The sequence below is a fragment of the Ferrimonas sediminicola genome, assembly GCF_005116715.1.
Classification (GTDB): domain Bacteria; phylum Pseudomonadota; class Gammaproteobacteria; order Enterobacterales; family Shewanellaceae; genus Ferrimonas; species Ferrimonas sediminicola.
In genome coordinates this window covers 1-16,563 of record NZ_SWCI01000007.1, presented here as the reverse complement: position 1 = coordinate 16,563, position 16,563 = coordinate 1, and the positions used below count along the sequence as shown (strand labels likewise).

Below are 16,563 nucleotides of genomic sequence, written 5' to 3'. Positions count from 1 at the left end.
CCATGAACAGCAAAACATCGACTCCCCTGATGGCCGCCCTGCTGCTGGCCTTTGCCCAGGCCCCCGCCCTGGCCGCTGACGGCCATGGCTCTCCGGCCACGACCGCCGCCTCCGCGCCTGGAGAGAGTGACGATCACCGCCATGGCCAGCAGGCCGAGGGCCATGAACGCCAGGAGAGATCGCGGGCGCACGGCCACGCGCAGGCCGACGAGGGGCACGACCATCAGCGAGGGGAAGCGGACCATGATGAGGATGGCCTGGCCCTGACACCGGCCCAGAGCGCCATTGCCGGCATCGAAGTGGCCACGGTGATGGAGACCGAGCTGAGCTTCCGCCACCCGCTCCCCGCCCAGTTGCAGGCCAACCCCAACCTCACCAGCGCCCTGTCGCTGCCGGTGGACGCCCGGGTGATCGCCCGCCATGTCGCCCCCGGCCAGGCGGTGACCCAGGGCGACCCGCTGCTGACCCTGGCCTCCAGCGCCATCGCCGACGCCCAGGGGCGCTACCTGCTGGCCCAAGCGGAGTGGCGCCGGGTCAAATCCCTGGGCAACCAGGCGGTCTCCGCCGGCCGCTACCAGCAGGCACGCATCGACCTGGAAACTGGCCTGCAGGATCTGCTGGCCCTGGGAATGACCCAGGCCCAGATCGATGACCTGAACACGCCGGAGTACCGCCTGGGTCAGTTCACCCTGCTGGCGCCTCATGACGGCAACGTCCAGCAGGACAACTCAGTGATGCAGCAGAACCTGCCGGCCCTCACCACCCTGATGGTGCTGGCCGATGAGCACACCCTGTGGGCCACCGCCCAGGTGGCGCCCAGCCAGTCCGCCCTGGTGACCATCGGCCAGACCCTGACCCTGAGGATCGATGACGACCTGGCGGCCGCCCGGGTGATCGGCCGCGATCACCGGCTGGATCCCCGCACCCGCACCGAATCGGTGCGCCTGGAGCTGGCCAACCCTGATCACCGGCTGCACGCCGGCCAGTTTGCCACCGTCTACCTGAGCCAGAGTCAGCGTCGCGGCGTGGTGCTGCCGGATACCGCCCTGGCCCGCAACCCCGACGGCGACTGGATGGTCTACCGCTATGACGGCGGCCGGTTCACCGCCACCGAGGTGCAGGTGCTCAGCGCCCTGGAGGGGATGAACCTGGTCAGTGGCATCAAACCGGGCAGCCAGGTGGCGGTGCAGGGCGCCTTCTTCCTGGCCTCGGAGCAGGCCAAGTCGGGCTTTGAGATCCACAACCACTGACGGGACCGCGTATGCTTAACTCTTTGATTGAAATGGCGGTTCGCAACCGGCTGATCGTACTTATCCTGCTGCTGGCCACCCTGGCCGCGGCCCTGTTCATGCTGCCCAGGCTCAACCTGGACGCCTTCCCGGACGTCACCAATGTCCAGGTGACGGTGAACACCCAGGCCGAGGGACTGGCCTCGGAGGAGGTGGAGCAGTTGATCACCTACCCCATTGAGGCCTCCATGTACTCCCTGCCCGGAGTCATCGAGGTACGCTCCCTGTCACGCACCGGCCTGTCGATGGTGACCGTGGTGTTCGAGGAGGGAACCGACGTCTACTTCGCCCGCCAACAGGTGTTCGAACAGTTGCAGGCGGCCCAGGAGAACATCCCCGAGGGGGTGGGCACCCCGGAGATGGGCCCCAACACCTCCGGCCTGGGCCAGGTGTACCAGTACCTGCTGCGCGCCGAGCCCGGCAGCGGCTATGACGCCATGGCCCTGCGCGGCCTCAACGACTACCTGGTGAAGTTGATGCTGATGCCGGTGGATGGCGTCACCTCGGTGCTCTCCTTCGGCGGCGAAGTGCGCCAGTACCAGGTGCAGCTGGATCCCGGCAGGATGCAGGCGTACCAGCTGACCCTGGACGATGTCCAGCAGGCGCTGGAGGCCAACAACCGCAACACCGGCGGCTGGTTTATGCCCCGCGGCCAGGAGCAGTTCGTGGTCCGTGGCTACGGCTTTATCCCCGCCGGCGACGCCGGACTGGCGGCGATTCGGCTGCTGCCGCTGAAGGCGGTCGAGGGCACCCCGGTGACCATCGGTGACATCGCCACCGTGGATTACGGCTCAGAGATCCGCGTCGGCGCCGTCTCCATGACCCGCCGCAACGACCAGGGTGCCCCCCAGCCCCTGGGCGAAGTGGTCTCCGGCGTGGTGCTCAAGCGCATGGGCGCCAACACCAAGGCCACCATCGACGACATCAAGATCAGGGTGCCGTTGATCCAGCAGGCACTGCCGCAAGGGGTGACCTTCGAGCCCTATTACGACAACGCCGATCTGGTGGCCAAGGCGGTGAAGACGGTGACCGATGCCCTGATGATCGCCTTCGCACTGATCATCGTCATTCTGGCGCTGTTCCTGCTGAACTTGCGAGCCACACTACTGGTGCTGCTCTCCATTCCGGTGGCCATCGGCATCGCCCTGATGATCATGGCCTACTTCGGCATGTCGGCCAACCTGATGTCCCTGGGGGGACTGGCGGTGGCCATCGGCATGCTGGTGGATGGCTCGGTGGTGATGGTGGAGAACATCTTTAAGCATCTCAGCCAGCCGGATCGCCGTCACCTGGACGATGCCCGGGCCCGCAGCGACGAGGCCGACCCTCACCATGCCGCTGACGACAGCCAGGGGATCGCCATGCGCATCAAGGCCGCCGCCCAGGAGGTGGCCAGCCCGGTGTTCTTCGCCACCAGCATCATCATCGTGGTGTTCGCACCGCTGTTCACCCTGCAGGGGGTGGAGGGCAAGATGTTCCAGCCGATGGCGCTGAGCATCATCCTGGCGATGCTGGCCGCCCTGGCGGTGGCGCTGCTGGTGGTGCCCGCCCTGGCGACCCTGGCCTTCAAACGCGGCGTCCGCTTCCGCCCCAGCCCAGTGGTCACGCCGCTGGAGAGGGGCTACCGCACACTGCTGGCGCGAATCATCCACCGGCCCAAGACAGTGATGCTCTGCGCCCTGGTGGCCTTTGTCGCCACCCTCGGCCTGGTGCCGCAACTGGGCACCGAGTTTGTGCCTGAGCTTGAGGAGGGCACCATCAACATCCGGGTGACCCTGGCGCCGACCGCCAACCTGGACACCAGCCTGACGGTGGCCCCAAAGCTGGAGCAGGTGCTGCTGAGCTTCCCCGAGGTGGAGTACGCCCTGAGCCGGGTCGGCGCCGCCGAACTGGGGGGCGACCCGGAGCCCATCAGCAACATCGAGATCTATGTCGGCCTCAAGCCGATCGAGCAGTGGACCTCCGCCGGCGACCGCTTCGAGCTGCAGCGGCTGATGCAGCAGAAACTGTCGGTGTTCCCCGGTCTGCTGTTCACCTTCAGCCAGCCCATCGCCACCCGGGTGGATGAGCTGCTCTCCGGGGTGCGCGCCCAGTTGGCGATCAAGCTGTATGGCCCGGACCTGCAGGTTTTGGCTACCAAGGGCCGGGAGATCGAGAAGCTGGTGAAACGGATCGATGGCGCGGTGGACGTGGCGATGGAGCAGATCCAGGGGGAGCTGCAGCTGGTGGTACGCCCGGACCGGGCCAGGCTGGCCCGCTACGGCATCAGCATCGACCGCGCGCTGCAGCTGGTGTCTGACGGCATCGGCGGCCGCGAGGCGGGCCAGGTGATCGACGGCAACGCCCGTTACGACATCCAGCTGCGCTTCGCCGAGCGCTTCCGTAACGGCCCGGAGAAGCTGGCGGATCTGCTGATCACCGCCCCGGATGGCAGCCAGGTGCGCTTAGGCGATGTGGCGGAGATCGGCATGGAGAGCGCCCCGCCCAACATCCGCCGCGACGACGTGCAGCGTCGGGTGGTGATCCAGGCCAACGTCTCCGGACGGGATATGGGCTCGGTGGTGGACGACATCTACCGCACCGTCGCCGACAACGCCCAGTTGCCCGCCGGCTACGCGGTCAAGGTGGGCGGTCAGTATGAGAGCCAGCAGCGCGCCCAGCGACGGCTGGCTATCGTGGTGCCCCTGTCGGTGGCGCTGATCGCCCTGCTGCTCTACTTCAGCTTCGGCTCCCTGAGCCAGGCAGTTTTGATCATGGCCAACGTGCCGCTGGCGCTCATCGGCGGTGTCCTGGCGCTGTACCTGACCGGCACCTACCTGTCGGTGCCCAGTTCCATCGGTTTCATCACCCTGTTCGGGGTGGCGGTGCTCAACGGGGTGGTGCTGGTGGACGCCATCAACCAGCGGGTGGCCGCCGGCGAGGGGGTGGCCAAGGCGGCCTTCGAGGGGGCGATCAGCCGGCTTAGGCCGGTGCTGATGACCGCCCTGACCTCTGCCCTGGGCCTGCTGCCGGTGATCCTCTCCTCCGGCGTCGGCGCCGAGGTGCAGCGGCCGCTGGCGATGGTGATCATCGGCGGCCTGGTGAGTTCCACCGCCCTGACCCTGCTGGTGCTGCCCACCCTGTATCAGAGGTTCGCCCCCAAACAGCAGTAGGCGTTTGCGGCCCCGCCAGGCGGGGGCGTCGGCTGCGGCTAAAACCCACAAGAGGCCCCCTGCCCCGCCGCCAGCCTGGCGGCCCCTGTTGCGCCTCCCGCCGGAGGCGCCAGCTATTTACCCAAACGCAACATTTTGGCAACCCGTGATCCACATCAAAAACTCAACCCTTTCCGGCCCTTACACTAACGCCGATAAGGAGCATCTATGGACTGGCAGCCCCTCTACCACTGGATCAACGAACTGTGTCAGGCAGACACCGACCAGGCACTGAATCACGCACTGGGCAAGCTGACCCAACTGCTGCAGGCTGACAGCAGCCTGCTGTTCCTGGTTGACCTGTCGACCGGAGAAACCGAGAGCTTTGCCGCCGGCCTCTCACCGCGCTCCCTGGCCTTTATGACCGATCACAGCTACGAAGACCGCTACCTAATCACCTACCTGGAGCGAAACCAGTTGGGGCACGCCGTCTGCCTGCAGGAGCTGCTGCCCCGTCCGCTGGCGGAGGTCAACGGTTTCCTGGAGCGATTTGCCCCGCATTTTGACTATCGCTACTCCATGGGGCTGATCCTGCCCCTGGTTAACGGCCGCCAGCTGGGACTCTCCTGCCACCGGCGGCGTACCCCCTTCCCCAAGGGACTGGAGCAGATCCTCCAGGGGGTCGGGGCGGCGCTGCTGCCCTGGGCACAACTGAGGCTGGCGCCAAGACTTTACCCTCAGTTGCACCTCCCAGCCCTGGCTGAAAGACTCACCCACGCCGAATGCCAGGTATTGCAGCTGCTGGCCCGCGGGATGGACGGCAGCGAGATTGCCCGCCATCGCGGCGTCAGCAAGGAAACGGTAAAAAGCCAGATTAAATCCCTGCTGCACAAGACCAACAGCCGCCACCAGAACCACCTGCTGAGCCGCTTGCGCCAAAAGGAGTTTGGCTAATCGGGGGCCCAGGGAGGCCCCTTCTCCACACCGTCGGTACCCTGTCGACCCCCAGTGCCCCTTGACCACCCTCCCGGATTCAGTCACAAAAAAAGAGGGCGACGGGCCCATACCCGACGCCCTTTGGCGCACTAGCAGACGAAAGGATTACTTCTCCATACGCACCAGCATGGCGTACACATAGGCCCCATCCTCCTCGGGATAGAGGTTGATGGCCACGTCGTAGGAGGCGTTCACCAGCCAGTAGCCGTTGTATTCATCCTTGAGCATGCCATCGACCAAAGTGATCTTCATGGTGTCGACCACCTCCAGATCCGCCTCAGGATCATCGGTGGCCAACTGATGCCAGGCGCTGTTGCCCTCGGCATCGAACACCACTTCATCCCGGCTGTAGTTGAACAGGGCGGGATCGTGCTCATGGGCGGGCACGTTGACGGTCACGCTGTACCAGCGCCCCTCAAGGCCGGCGACCTCAAGCTGCTCGGGCTGCTTCACCGCCAGCATCATCTCCTGCTGTACACCATCCCAAACCGCCACCTGCATCATCACATCCTTGTTGGCGGAGAGGTGGATATAGCCCTCATCCTCATCGACCACGTGGCCATTGGCTTCCAGCCCCAAGGTAAACACATCGATGTCGTCCTCGGAACCGCCCACCGGAGTAAAGTTCACCACTCCGGTATCGTTCACTTGCAGGTGATAGACCCCGAAACCGTACTGGGCAGGATCCCCGTTCTGGTGGGCAGGGGTGTAGAGGCTGCCGACCAGCCACTCTCCCTGAAGATCCGCCAGCTGATAGCTGTCGGCCCGCTTCAGGGCGGCGGCGAGGCGCTGACGCCCGTCATCTTCATCCCACCACAGCATCATCTGCTCACCAGTATCGAGCTGGGCCAGCTCCTCGTCATCGTCCACCTGCATCTGCCCCCGATCATTGATGGCGACGGCATAGCTCTCGGGCTCGTAGGTTTTACCCGCGAGGGTGAACTCATTGACGGTCAGCGTGCCCTCCTCGATACTCCAGTTGGCCAGACGGTAGTCGAAGTAGGCCGGATCGTAGAAACCGAACCTAGGGGTCAGCCACTCCATGGAGACCCACTGGCCATTCAGATCCGCGGCGCTGAAGCCGGGGTTCACGGTGTCATCGAAATGAGCCAGGGCATCCTCTTCGCTCACCAGGGTGGTCGGATCCAGGCCGGCGGTCTCCATCGCCCCGGCCATCTGGGTTTCAAAGTCCTCCCCGGTAACATCGATGGTCACCTCCTCGAGGGCAGCCGCCACCGCTTCTGGAATGGTGATGCCGTTCTCGGGGTTGCCATCGGCATCCAGAGACTGCAACAGCCTCAGGGTATTGATCACCGCCTGAGTCGTGGGATCCTGGGTATTGAACAGCTCCAGCGGGGTGATGCGCTCACCAGCGTCCACCTCGGGGAACTGGGTCGCCCCCAGGCTAAACAGCACCCTCTCCCCGTCGAGATAGAGGAATTCGCCGCCGCTGTTGGTGGTGCCACTCTGGCTATCGGTGGCAAAGGTCAGCCCCTCCACCTCGCTGTCCAGGAAAACGCCGGTCAGCACCTGGGGCTCCACCGGTGGCTTGGGATTGGGTTCCGAGTCGGAATCACTGCCACATCCGCCCACCAGGGCTGCCATGGCCGCCAGCATTAAAAATCGATTGAATCCATGTTGTGTTTTCATAGCTACCTCCTGCTAGTTGCCCCATTGATACGACGACCTAAAAGCAGGTTCATCCCCCGAACGGGGGATAGGGCGCCGACCCCTGATCCTGATCAACGAATTTGGGCCCGCAAGCGAGTCGGGTTACCATTGGCCGCCCACTTTCGGAGGCCGGGATGCGACTGGACAGATATCTGAGTAAAACCCTTAGGGCCAGCAACAAGCAGGTCAAACACTGGCTGGAGCAGGGGGCGGTGACCGTGGATGGCAGCATCTGCAGCCGTGGGGATCTTAGCGTGAGCCGGTTCAGCCGGATCGTCGCCAACGGCCACCCCCTGCCCTGCGACACCCGCCACTGCTTCCTGATGAACAAACCCGCCGGCGTGCTCAGCGCCACCCGCGACGCCGAGCACACCACCGCCATTGAGCTGCTGGCCCGCCAGTATCCGGCCCTGGCGCTGGACGACCTCCACCTGGCCGGAAGACTGGACCGGGCCACCACCGGATTGCTGCTGCTGACCAACGACGGACTCTGGTCCAAGCGGCTGACCCGGCCGGAGCAGAAGATCCCCAAGACCTACCTGGTCACCACCGCCCACCCCATAGACCCTAACGCCGCCGAGCAGTTTGCCCTGGGGGTGAGGTTTGACAAGGAGGGGGTGACGACGGCACCGGCCCAGCTGCAGCGGCTGGCTGATAACCAGGCCAGGCTGACCATCTATGAGGGGATGCACCACCAGATCAAGAGGATGTTTGCCCTCTACCGCAACCCGGTGGTGGCGCTGCACCGGGAGCGCATGGGTCACATTGTCCTGGAGCCCGGCCTGGCCGAGGGCCAGGCCCGTCCCCTCAGCCAGCAAGAGATTCAAGGTGCGCTCACCTAAAGGCCCCACCGCTTAGACGTTGACCTGGAGGAGCTCGGCCAGACTTGACCGGCAGAATGGCGGGCCCCGAGATGACGGTCAATGGGGAACGTCGAATCTTTCTAGGGTGAACGCCGCACCCAGTACCCTAAGTGCCTGCGCCACCGTAATTTATTTTCAATCAAGTCACACAAGCACCAATATCTGGATCAAAAAAACGCTACAAAGGGGAATTTGCGTGATCGTGATCACTAGCAATTGGGGTGCGGTCCGCTACACTGCGTTACCTTTCCCAGATAAAGGTAGTGAAATTTCATGTCTGTATTGGTGGCCATCGCAATCACAACCGGAATCCTGTCGGCCCTGTGGGGCTGGGTTTCCGTGAGCCTCGGCCTGTTGACCTGGGCCGGCTTCCTGGGCTGTACCAGTTACTTCGCCTCTCCCCAGGATGGGGCAAAGGGGCTGGCCGCCAGCATGATCACCAACATGAGCGGTGTGTTCTGGGCCATGGTGATCATCCAGCTGTCGACCATCGCCGGGATTGAAGTGGTGGGTTATGTGATCACCGGCATCGTGGCCACGCTGATGTGCATCCAGGCCAAACAGACCTGGCTGGGCTACATCCCCGGCACCTTCGTCGGCTGTTGCGCCACCTTTGCCGCCGGTGGCAACTGGCGGGCGGTGGTCCCCGCCCTGCTGCTGGGTGGCCTGTTCGGCTTTTTGATGAAAAGCGCCGGACTTTGGCTGCACCAGAAGATCAGCCAGCAACGTACCGAATTCGAAACCGCAGAATCCAAATAATAATACTCTCCTGACTCTCATCTTCGGGCCGCGTGAAGCGGCCCTTTTTTTGGGGCCGGGTTTGCCACCCTGGGCGCGCTGCACCCTGCCCCTCTGCCACCCCAGACCCGGTGATCCGCCGCGGGGCTCAACCGAGGGCCAGCTCAACCGCCTCCACTACCGAGGCCACACAGGGGAAGCGCCGGCGGCAGCCCGACTCATCCCCCAGGCGGTACTTGCCGGTCTGCACCAGGCAGGCCTGCAGCCCCGCCGACAGCGCCCCCTCCACATCGCCCTGAACATCGTCCCCCACCATCATCACCTGGTCCGGTTTCACCCCGACACTGGCCACCGCCTCCAGGAAGAACGCCGGCGCCGGCTTGCCGACGATGATCGCCTCGGTCCCCGCCGCATACTCCAGGGCCCGGATGAAGGGACCGGCATCCAGATGCAGCTGCCCCTCCAGTTTGAAGTAGCGGTTCATGCCCACACCGATGAGCGGGGCGCCCTCCAGACAGAGTCGGAACGCCTGGTCCAGGGCCGGGTAACTGAAACCCTCGGCGGCGTCCCCCACCAACACCGCGTTGGGCTGCGCCTGGTCGAGATCGTCAAACTCACTGCGAATCTTCTCATGCACCAGGCAGAAGGGGCGCCACCCCTTGGCCTGGATCATCGCCTTGGCGGCGGAGGGGGCGGTGATGATCTGCGACAGCGCCAGCTCAAACCCCAGAGCCAGCAGATCCTGGTGCACCCGCTGGCGGGTTTTCCTCGAGGTATTGGTGAGAAACCGCACCTGCAGCGGACTGGCCTGTGCCCGGCCAACGGCCTTGGCGGCACCGGCTATGGCGCGCTGCCCCTCGTACAGCACTCCGCTGATGTCAAAAAACAGCGCCTGGAGCATGGGATCCTCCGCGGGTTGTCACCGTTGACTGCCCCTAAGTATACGCGGCGGCGGACCGCCCCTTGAGCCGGGCCGAAAAAAGAGACACAGTAGAATGAACTCTCAACGGGCTGACGCAGGATGGCGTCAGCGAGCGCTCAACGATGACAGGGATCCTCTCCATGGCCAAGAAGCCCACCAACGACACACCCAATGGCAGCAAACCCAAGATGAGCCGAGAGGAGTACGAAGAGGAGCTGTTCCGGCTGCACGGTGAACTGGTCAAGCTGCAGTACTGGATTCAGGCGAAGGGGCTGAAGGTGGTGGTGGTGTTTGAGGGGCGGGACGCGGCTGGGAAAGGCGGGGTGATCAAGCGCTTCACCGACAGGGTCAGCCCGCGGATCTTTCGGGTCGTCGCCCTGCCGGCCCCCACCGAACGGGAGAAAAGCGAGTGGTTTGCCCAGCGCTACGTCCGCCACTTTCCCGCCGCCGGCGAGGTGGTGCTGTTTGACCGCAGCTGGTACAACCGGGCCGGTGTCGAGCGGGTGATGAACTTCTGCACCCAGGAGCAGTACGACATCTTCCTCAAGTACACCCCGGTGTTCGAGCGCGCCATTGCCGAATCGGGGATCGTGCTGATCAAGTACTGGTTCGAGGTGAGCATGGAGGAGCAGGAGCGGCGCTTTAGGGCGAGGATCAACGATCCGAGGAAAACCTGGAAACTCAGCTCGATGGATCTGGAATCCTACAACCGCTGGTACGAGTACTCCCGGGCCCGGGACGCCATGCTGGCCGCCACCCACAACCGCCATGCCCCCTGGTATCTGGTGCAGTCAGACGATAAGAAGCGGGCCCGGTTGAACTGCATCGCCCACTTCCTGAGCCAGTTCCCCTACGAGGAGCTGCCCAGGGACGCCCCGGCCCTGGGGAAACGAAATCTCAGCGGCAGGTATGATGACCAGGGCGCCATCGCCGACTACCCCTTCATCGAGGAGAGATACTGAGCCTGCCTCAGTCGCCGGCACCATCGGAACCGGAGTCACCCTCGCGGCCATCGGTATCGCTGGCGCCGGGCAGGGAGTCACCGCCCGGCGGGCGGCGAGACCGTCGGTTCAGGGCAAAACTGACAAAGAGCAGCAGCGTCGCCAGCGCCAGCAATGCCATGCCCAGATCGGCATCCGCCGGCTTGGTCAGCACCACCAGGGCCACCAGCATCAGCAGCAGCGCCAGCCCCCTGAGTAAGCGGTTCATCCGCTCTCCCCACTTTTGCCGCTATACCGCCAGGGTGTGGTGGTTGACATAATAGACCACCTCCAGGAACAGGCTACCCGACTGATCCTGCTGCAGCTCCTTGAAGGTGCCACCGAACAACGACACGCTCTCCGGCAGCTTGGTTTCTCCCCGGGCATGAGCCACCACAAACTCACGGTTGGTCTGGCCATCGCGAACCTGGTAGACATCGTAGTGATCGACGATGGGGATCATGGTGAAGGTGCTCATGGTGCCGGCGCTGATGGGCACGGTGATCATTCCGGCGAAGTTCTCCGCCGATTCCATCAGCCTGGGGACGCCGCAAAGGATCGCCGCCTCGCCGGCCCGGCCCTGCAACTTCGCCTGGACCGGCGTGTAACGGCGCGGCGCCTCGGCGTGGTAAAGACTGTTGAGCTCGGGACTGAGGCGCTGAATAACCCTGGCCTTATCCTCCTCAGTCAGGTCGGACAGGGCCATCTCCAGGAACAGCATCATCCTTTGGGTGTCGCTGAACACCCCGGCCACCCTGGCCAGTTCCGCCGGTTCCACCACCCCGTCGTGGGCACTGGTAAAGACGTTGTAGAACCGGCCACCGTTATCCAGATCCGTCAGGGCTTCCTGCAGGGACTGGTAGGGAATAATGGTGTTCATCTGCGCTCCCCCCCTTTACTCCTTGGTGTGGTCTGCGGCCCGATGATGGGTACGATGCCGAGCCGAAGCCCAGGCACAACCACCCTGCTGAGCCACCAGGGTAACGAAATCCGCTCAAAAGTTCAGCTCAAGTGCCCCGGCTCAGGTGGTCAGCGCTATTTTACCAGATCCAGCAGCGTCCGAAACTCCGAGGCCCGGCAGTCTTTGACCAGTTCATACAGGCTCATCTCCAGCCCGGTCATCGACACTCCCTGGTGGGTCAGCCTGGATATGGCCAGCGCCTTGTTGGCCTCCTGACGGGAGGAGACGCAGTCGCACACCAGGTGGACGTCGTAACTGAGGCGCCGCAGATGCAGTGCCGTCTGATACACGCAGATATGGGCCTCTATGCCGCATACCAGCCAGGAGTCCCGACCCCAGCGGCGAACGGCCCTCAGGAACTCCGGCTCTTCGCAGGCGTCGAAGGTAAACTTGGTGATGGGCGAACTCTCCCCCAGCACACCAGCGAGCTCCTCGACCGTGGGCCCGAGCTTGTCGGGATTCTGCTCCAGCCAGACGATGGGCAGACCCAGGGCCTTGGCCCCGAGGATCAGCTTGCGGCAGTGGCCGATCATCGCGTCGCTGTTGGCCACCAGCCGAGCCAGTTTTCCCTGGACATCAACGACAATGAGTCCTGTATTCTCTCTACTCAGCATACCTTCTCCTTGGTGTTGAGCCGTTGGCGTCACCGGTCAATGGCGACAACCACCGGACGCGCTCGCCGGTGCACTGTTACCGACGATACGGCTTGTCGCCGGAGAGTTCAAACCCTTTCCCCGGCCTGGCGGTCACTGCGGCTGGGCCCACTGTTTGAGCAACAGGCGCATGCTCCTGCCGACAACCACGATGATCAGGGTGCCAAGCAGTACCGGAGTGATCAGGAAGCTCCACCCCTGGTTGGACAGCATGATCAGCAGCGGATTGGCGCCCGCCGGCGGATGGGTGGTATCGGTCAGCAGCATGGCCGTTACCGCCACCCCGGTGGCCAACGCCAGGGTCAGGGGGGTAACGCCGATGAACTGGGTAAAGAACACCCCCACAAAGGCGGTGATCAGGTGGCCCAGTATGACGTTCTTGGGCTGGGCCAGCGGGCTCTCCGGCACACCAAACACCAGCACGGCCGTTGCCCCGAACGGCGCCATCAGCAGCACCAGCTGGCTGGACACCGAATCAAAGTAGGAGAGCAGCCCGATGGCCAGGGAGGCGCCGAGACCGGCGACGATATTCAACAGGGTACGATTCATCATGAGATCCAAAAGTAGACAGGTTGGTCTACCCGAAAGAGTAGACAGACTGGTCTACATTTGTCAATATGCATTCCAGAGGGAGGGGGTATGAGTCAAAAGCGCCAGTTACTGATCGATACAGCCTTGGAACTGTTCTACAACAATGGAATAAACTCCATTGGTATCAATGAAGTACTCACTACTTCCGGGGTGGCAAAGAGAACGCTCTACAGCCATTTCAAGAGTAAAGATGAGTTGGTGATGGCCGCCCTTCAGCAACGGCACGATCGCTTCAGCCGCTGGCTGGAGGCAAAGCTGTCGGCAGCAAGCTCAGACCGGGAGGTAATAGGGTGCCTGTTCGGCGCATTGCGGAGCTGGTTCGGCAACAACGAGCCGGAGCTGGGCAACTTCAGGGGCTGTTTCTTTATCAATACCTCGGCGGAGTTCAGTGATCTGGACAGTGAGGTCGCCCAGTTTTGCCGCCACCACAAACTTGAGGTGCGCCGGATCATCGCCGGTCACCTGCACAGCGATGACCCCCTGCTGCTGGACACCTTGTGCCTGCTGAAGGAGGGGGCGATCGTCACCGCCCACCTGACCGGCAGCGGCGAGGCCGTGGCCGCCAGATGCATGGAGATCCTGACCCAACGGCCATGAGCTTTCTCGGGTGCCTGGGCCGCTCAGCCGCGGCTAATGGGGGAACGGTGCCGGATCGGTGAACACCCAGTCGCGGCCGCGCACCGGCGTGTGGCAGGAGATGCACACCTGCGGCCCATCGGCAAACGGCGCCTGTGTCTCCCCCAGCCAGCGAGCCCAGCCCCAGCCATAGGTCTCGGCAAACCGGACCGAGTCCTTGATCATGAACTCTGCATGCACGAACGCCTTGGGCGCCACCGCCGAGCTCCAGTTTTCCAGCCCGGCCCCTTTCCACACCGCCTTGGCCAGGACAGTGCCGTCGGGCCAGGGGTTGGTCTGCCCTGCCCGGGCCGCCTTCACTGCGGTGTCATTACCCAGGATCGCCCGAAGGGTGCCGTTGTCAGTTCGGTGAGACACCGCGATCAGCGCCCACTCCTGCCAACCGGTGGGATAATCGATGCCGTTGGAGCTTGGGGGCGTCGCCGCCTCGGCGCTTGCCAACACGGCCAACAGGGGCAGCATCGCTACCCGCAGAAGATGATGAAATCGCATACCCAGCCTCCGGCGCATTCACGGATCCCAAGTTCACCGGCCGGGGGCGCCGCGCCCCGGCCGCAGAACTCACCGCGCCATGCCTCGGACCCGGCCGCTGTCCGCCTGACGCATGGTGACAGTATAGTGTCGCGTCTAGCCGGTGGCCGAAAGAAAGTGGGTGGCACACAACTTGTTGCCCGCCGGATCGCGCAGATAGGCCAGATACAGGCGCCTCTCTCCACTGACCCGAACACCGGGACGCGCTTCGCAACTGCTGCCGCCGCCGGCCAGCCCCGCGGCGTGCCAGGCGTCCACCAACTCGGGAGTGGCCACCCGGAAACCGATGGTCATGCCGTTGCCGTGGGGGGCGGGTTGGCCGTCGATCGGCCGGGTAATCCCCAGAACCCCCTCTTCGCCCAGGTAGAGACAACGTCCCTTGGCGTCCATCACCCCTTCCGGGTAGCCCAGTACCGCCATCACCGCGTCGTAGAACCTCTTGGACTCACCGATATCGTTTGAGCCCACCATCACATGACTGAAACTTTCCATCTCCTGTAAATAAACTGGCCATTGCGCCCCGGCAGATTGGCCTAAATAGGTATGAAACGGATGCAGCTATCTGCGGCGGCTGCGACGCAACATCGCGCTTGCCACGGCGACCAGCAGAGAACCGGTCAGAAGATCGGCAAAATCCTCGATGCTGATGCCGGTGATCAACACGGACTGGGTCGAATCCTCAGGATTGACGTAGACAACCACCGCCTGGTCCGGGGGAAACCTATCGAGCCAGGCCTGCGCCCCGTCACGGGTGCGGTCTGAGCTGTAGCCGAGGTAGAGCAGATTGCCGCGCCGGCCAAAGCCATCGACCGCGTAGCGATAGGTTATCTCCGCCCGGTAGAGATCGCTGCCGTGACGAGCGCCATCGGGACGGAAGCGGCTGATGTGACTATCGACCACGCTACCGGGCACTGCGCTCCAGCCATAGGATTCCAGGGCGACGCACAGAACGGTAATTCCCCTGACCAAAAAGGCCAGGGCCAGCAGCAGCAGGACAGCGGCGAGGTCCTTCAGGCTGCGACTCATACCGCCCTAGCCCTTTGGCGCATCGGCCCGGTACCGGCGGTCGCCGTCCTTGCGGTGCTCATTCAACAGGGAAAGCCAACTGACAGACACCTTGTGGTAGTCATCCACACACAGCGCCGCACGCTCGGCCGAGAGGTTGGCCTGCCGGGCCAGGTAAGCGTACGCCTGGGGATTGCTGCCGTAGACCATGCACAACGTGGTGTAGAATCTCTGCAGATCCAGGCCATGCTCGTCCCAGAAGTCCTCCTCAACCAACTCGTCGACCTCGTCACTCTCCAAGGCAAACAGATCCGCGGCGCTCAGTGCAATCTCCCCGCCGCCATCGAAGTACTCGATCAACAGGATCGTCGCCAGGCTGTCTGCCGCGTCCTCCTCTCTGCCGAGCATCGGCAGGTCAAACATCGGCACCAACGCATGGCCAATCTCATGAAACAGCGTATGCATCAAGGCGTCCATGGTCGCATCCTCGGCCGTGACACCGGTTTCAGCGTAGTGTGATCGTTCAAATCGCCCCCTGACCTCCTCGAGAAAGGCGTAGGGAATCACTATCCTCCTGGCCTCATCATCATAGAGAGGCCCCGCTTCACCCCCGAAGAGGATGCCCACGGGGTGCCGCAGTTGCAGTGTGTCGTTGATCAAGGAGGTCACCTGCTCGACCACACCGGATGCCATGACCCTCTGCCTGACAGGCCAATGGGAGGGGTCGGTGGGCGTGGCATACTCCGTGTAGAGCCGGCCGTCGGCCAGTGCCGGGGCTCCCCTGGACAACAGAACGACGGCAACCAGGATCACTGCAGGTAATTTCATGGGATTTCGGCTTAGAACGCCACGTTGAAAAACTGGGAACGCGTGAGTGTAACTCGTTGAAGCACAGGCAACAACCGGCCTTAGGCGGCGGTTGCCTGCCGAGGACCAAGGGGGCGAGAACCGCCCCCTCATCGGACCGTGAGGCGAAACGCCCTACCCGGCTATCCGGTATATACCGTGCTGGCGAACAGTATCTTACACAGAATAAGCAGGCGTAACGCATGCCAGTAGTTAATCGTCTTCACCTCAAACAGCTCGGAGACGGTGCTGTTCCAAAGATATTGGATCAGGAAGGGCAGTAAAACCAAGCCAAGAACCAAAACAACCGCAATGGTAGACGGCATCAACATCATACTTTCAAACCTCAACAACAAATAATAAATACCGAACGAAACACAGGGCGGGCAAATAACCAGGGCGGAGTACCCGGCGCCCAGCGCCCGAATAAGGGAGCCGAGCCCCCTCCAACCTACGTATCACCGACAGGTGGCAGCCACTCGCGAGTCGAGGTTACCCGACAGCCTCGGCGGCATGCCCCTTCCCATGCGCTGCCGGGACAGCGAACTCTCGGTTAACCACCACGGTGCCGGCAATGAAGTCGTGGATAGCGCGCTTTCTCTTATTGAGCAGCAGCACCAACATGATCCTGCCCCGATAAAGTGGACACGGGTTTGTTATACCGCCAGTTTCTCAAACTGCTGTGGACTTTGGTAGCCCAAGCTTGAGTGTAATCGACGGCGGTTATAGAACTGGTCAATGTAGTTAGCC

At 63.2% G+C, this 16,563-nt stretch carries 18 protein-coding genes; 7 read left to right on the top strand and 11 right to left on the bottom strand.

From position 1 onward, the window contains the following. The first annotated feature begins 2 nt into the window (after positions 1–2). The 3 genes from FCL40_RS11735 to FCL40_RS11725 all read left to right on the top strand — a co-directional run bounded on the left by FCL40_RS11735 (position 3) and on the right by FCL40_RS11725 (position 5,374). Positions 3–1,250, top strand: a complete 1,248-nt coding sequence (locus FCL40_RS11735) for an efflux RND transporter periplasmic adaptor subunit (protein WP_169307095.1) — start codon at positions 3–5, stop codon at positions 1,248–1,250. Between the two features lie 11 nt (positions 1,251–1,261). Then, positions 1,262–4,441 carry an efflux RND transporter permease subunit gene (locus FCL40_RS11730; protein WP_136853490.1) on the top strand — a complete coding sequence of 1,060 codons (3,180 nt, stop codon included), beginning with the start codon at positions 1,262–1,264 and terminating at the stop codon, positions 4,439–4,441. A gap of 207 nt (positions 4,442–4,648) precedes the next feature. Next, the gene (locus FCL40_RS11725) at positions 4,649–5,374 is read left to right on the top strand and encodes a helix-turn-helix transcriptional regulator (RefSeq protein ID WP_205729133.1); all 726 of its coding nucleotides are present in this window, start codon (positions 4,649–4,651) and stop codon (positions 5,372–5,374) included. A 147-nt stretch (positions 5,375–5,521) separates the two neighbouring features. Here the strand turns inward: FCL40_RS11725 and FCL40_RS11720 are convergent, their stop codons facing one another. Further along, positions 5,522–7,066 carry a hypothetical protein gene (locus FCL40_RS11720; protein WP_136853489.1) on the bottom strand — a complete coding sequence of 515 codons (1,545 nt, stop codon included), beginning with the start codon at positions 7,064–7,066 and terminating at the stop codon, positions 5,522–5,524. A gap of 155 nt (positions 7,067–7,221) precedes the next feature. Between FCL40_RS11720 and FCL40_RS11715 the strand changes: the two genes are divergently transcribed. Both FCL40_RS11715 and FCL40_RS11710 read left to right on the top strand, forming a co-directional pair. After that, positions 7,222–7,929, top strand: a complete 708-nt coding sequence (locus FCL40_RS11715) for a pseudouridine synthase (protein ID WP_136853488.1) — start codon at positions 7,222–7,224, stop codon at positions 7,927–7,929. Positions 7,930–8,223: 294 nt separating this feature from the next. Next, the gene (locus FCL40_RS11710) at positions 8,224–8,709 is read left to right on the top strand and encodes a DUF1097 domain-containing protein (RefSeq protein ID WP_136853487.1); all 486 of its coding nucleotides are present in this window, start codon (positions 8,224–8,226) and stop codon (positions 8,707–8,709) included. A 127-nt stretch (positions 8,710–8,836) separates the two neighbouring features. On the opposite strand, the gene FCL40_RS11705 is transcribed toward FCL40_RS11710, so the two are convergent. Then, a complete protein-coding gene (locus tag FCL40_RS11705; RefSeq protein ID WP_136853486.1) occupies positions 8,837–9,589 on the bottom strand; it encodes a TIGR01458 family HAD-type hydrolase in 753 nt (250 codons plus the stop codon). Positions 9,590–9,750: 161 nt separating this feature from the next. Between FCL40_RS11705 and ppk2 the strand changes: the two genes are divergently transcribed. After that, positions 9,751–10,572, top strand: coding sequence for a polyphosphate kinase 2 (ppk2, locus tag FCL40_RS11700; protein ID WP_136853485.1), 822 nt, complete (start codon positions 9,751–9,753; stop codon positions 10,570–10,572). A 7-nt stretch (positions 10,573–10,579) separates the two neighbouring features. Here ppk2 and FCL40_RS11695 read toward each other — a convergent pair whose 3' ends face one another. From FCL40_RS11695 to FCL40_RS11680, 4 genes are all read right to left on the bottom strand, one after another. Beyond that, entirely contained in the window at positions 10,580–10,819 is a 240-nt protein-coding gene (locus FCL40_RS11695; protein WP_169307094.1) for a hypothetical protein, read from the bottom strand. Between the two features lie 21 nt (positions 10,820–10,840). Continuing rightward, a complete protein-coding gene (locus tag FCL40_RS18670) occupies positions 10,841–11,470 on the bottom strand; it encodes a hypothetical protein (protein ID WP_205729132.1) in 630 nt (209 codons plus the stop codon). A gap of 155 nt (positions 11,471–11,625) precedes the next feature. Next, positions 11,626–12,165 carry a hydrolase gene (locus FCL40_RS11685; RefSeq protein ID WP_136853483.1) on the bottom strand — a complete coding sequence of 180 codons (540 nt, stop codon included), beginning with the start codon at positions 12,163–12,165 and terminating at the stop codon, positions 11,626–11,628. Between the two features lie 132 nt (positions 12,166–12,297). Further along, positions 12,298–12,753 carry an HPP family protein gene (locus tag FCL40_RS11680; RefSeq protein ID WP_136853679.1) on the bottom strand — a complete coding sequence of 152 codons (456 nt, stop codon included), beginning with the start codon at positions 12,751–12,753 and terminating at the stop codon, positions 12,298–12,300. Positions 12,754–12,843: 90 nt separating this feature from the next. Between FCL40_RS11680 and FCL40_RS11675 the strand changes: the two genes are divergently transcribed. Then, positions 12,844–13,392: a TetR/AcrR family transcriptional regulator gene (locus FCL40_RS11675; RefSeq protein ID WP_136853482.1), complete on the top strand. Its 549-nt coding sequence runs from the start codon at positions 12,844–12,846 to the stop codon at positions 13,390–13,392. A 33-nt stretch (positions 13,393–13,425) separates the two neighbouring features. On the opposite strand, the gene FCL40_RS11670 is transcribed toward FCL40_RS11675, so the two are convergent. The 5 genes from FCL40_RS11670 to FCL40_RS18910 form a co-directional block, all read right to left on the bottom strand. Next, positions 13,426–13,923: a cytochrome P460 family protein gene (locus tag FCL40_RS11670; RefSeq protein WP_205729131.1), complete on the bottom strand. Its 498-nt coding sequence runs from the start codon at positions 13,921–13,923 to the stop codon at positions 13,426–13,428. A 135-nt stretch (positions 13,924–14,058) separates the two neighbouring features. Then, on the bottom strand, positions 14,059–14,454 hold the full coding sequence (locus FCL40_RS11665; protein WP_169307093.1) for a VOC family protein: 396 nt from the start codon (positions 14,452–14,454) through the stop codon (positions 14,059–14,061). Positions 14,455–14,520: 66 nt separating this feature from the next. Beyond that, the gene (locus tag FCL40_RS11660; RefSeq protein ID WP_136853481.1) at positions 14,521–14,988 is read right to left on the bottom strand and encodes a DUF3592 domain-containing protein; all 468 of its coding nucleotides are present in this window, start codon (positions 14,986–14,988) and stop codon (positions 14,521–14,523) included. A 6-nt stretch (positions 14,989–14,994) separates the two neighbouring features. After that, positions 14,995–15,795 carry a DUF4344 domain-containing metallopeptidase gene (locus tag FCL40_RS11655; RefSeq protein WP_136853480.1) on the bottom strand — a complete coding sequence of 267 codons (801 nt, stop codon included), beginning with the start codon at positions 15,793–15,795 and terminating at the stop codon, positions 14,995–14,997. A 674-nt stretch (positions 15,796–16,469) separates the two neighbouring features. Continuing rightward, positions 16,470–16,553 (bottom strand): hypothetical protein, encoded by an 84-nt coding sequence (locus tag FCL40_RS18910; RefSeq protein WP_407644149.1) that lies wholly within the window; start codon positions 16,551–16,553, stop codon positions 16,470–16,472. Positions 16,554–16,563: the final 10 nt, after the last annotated feature.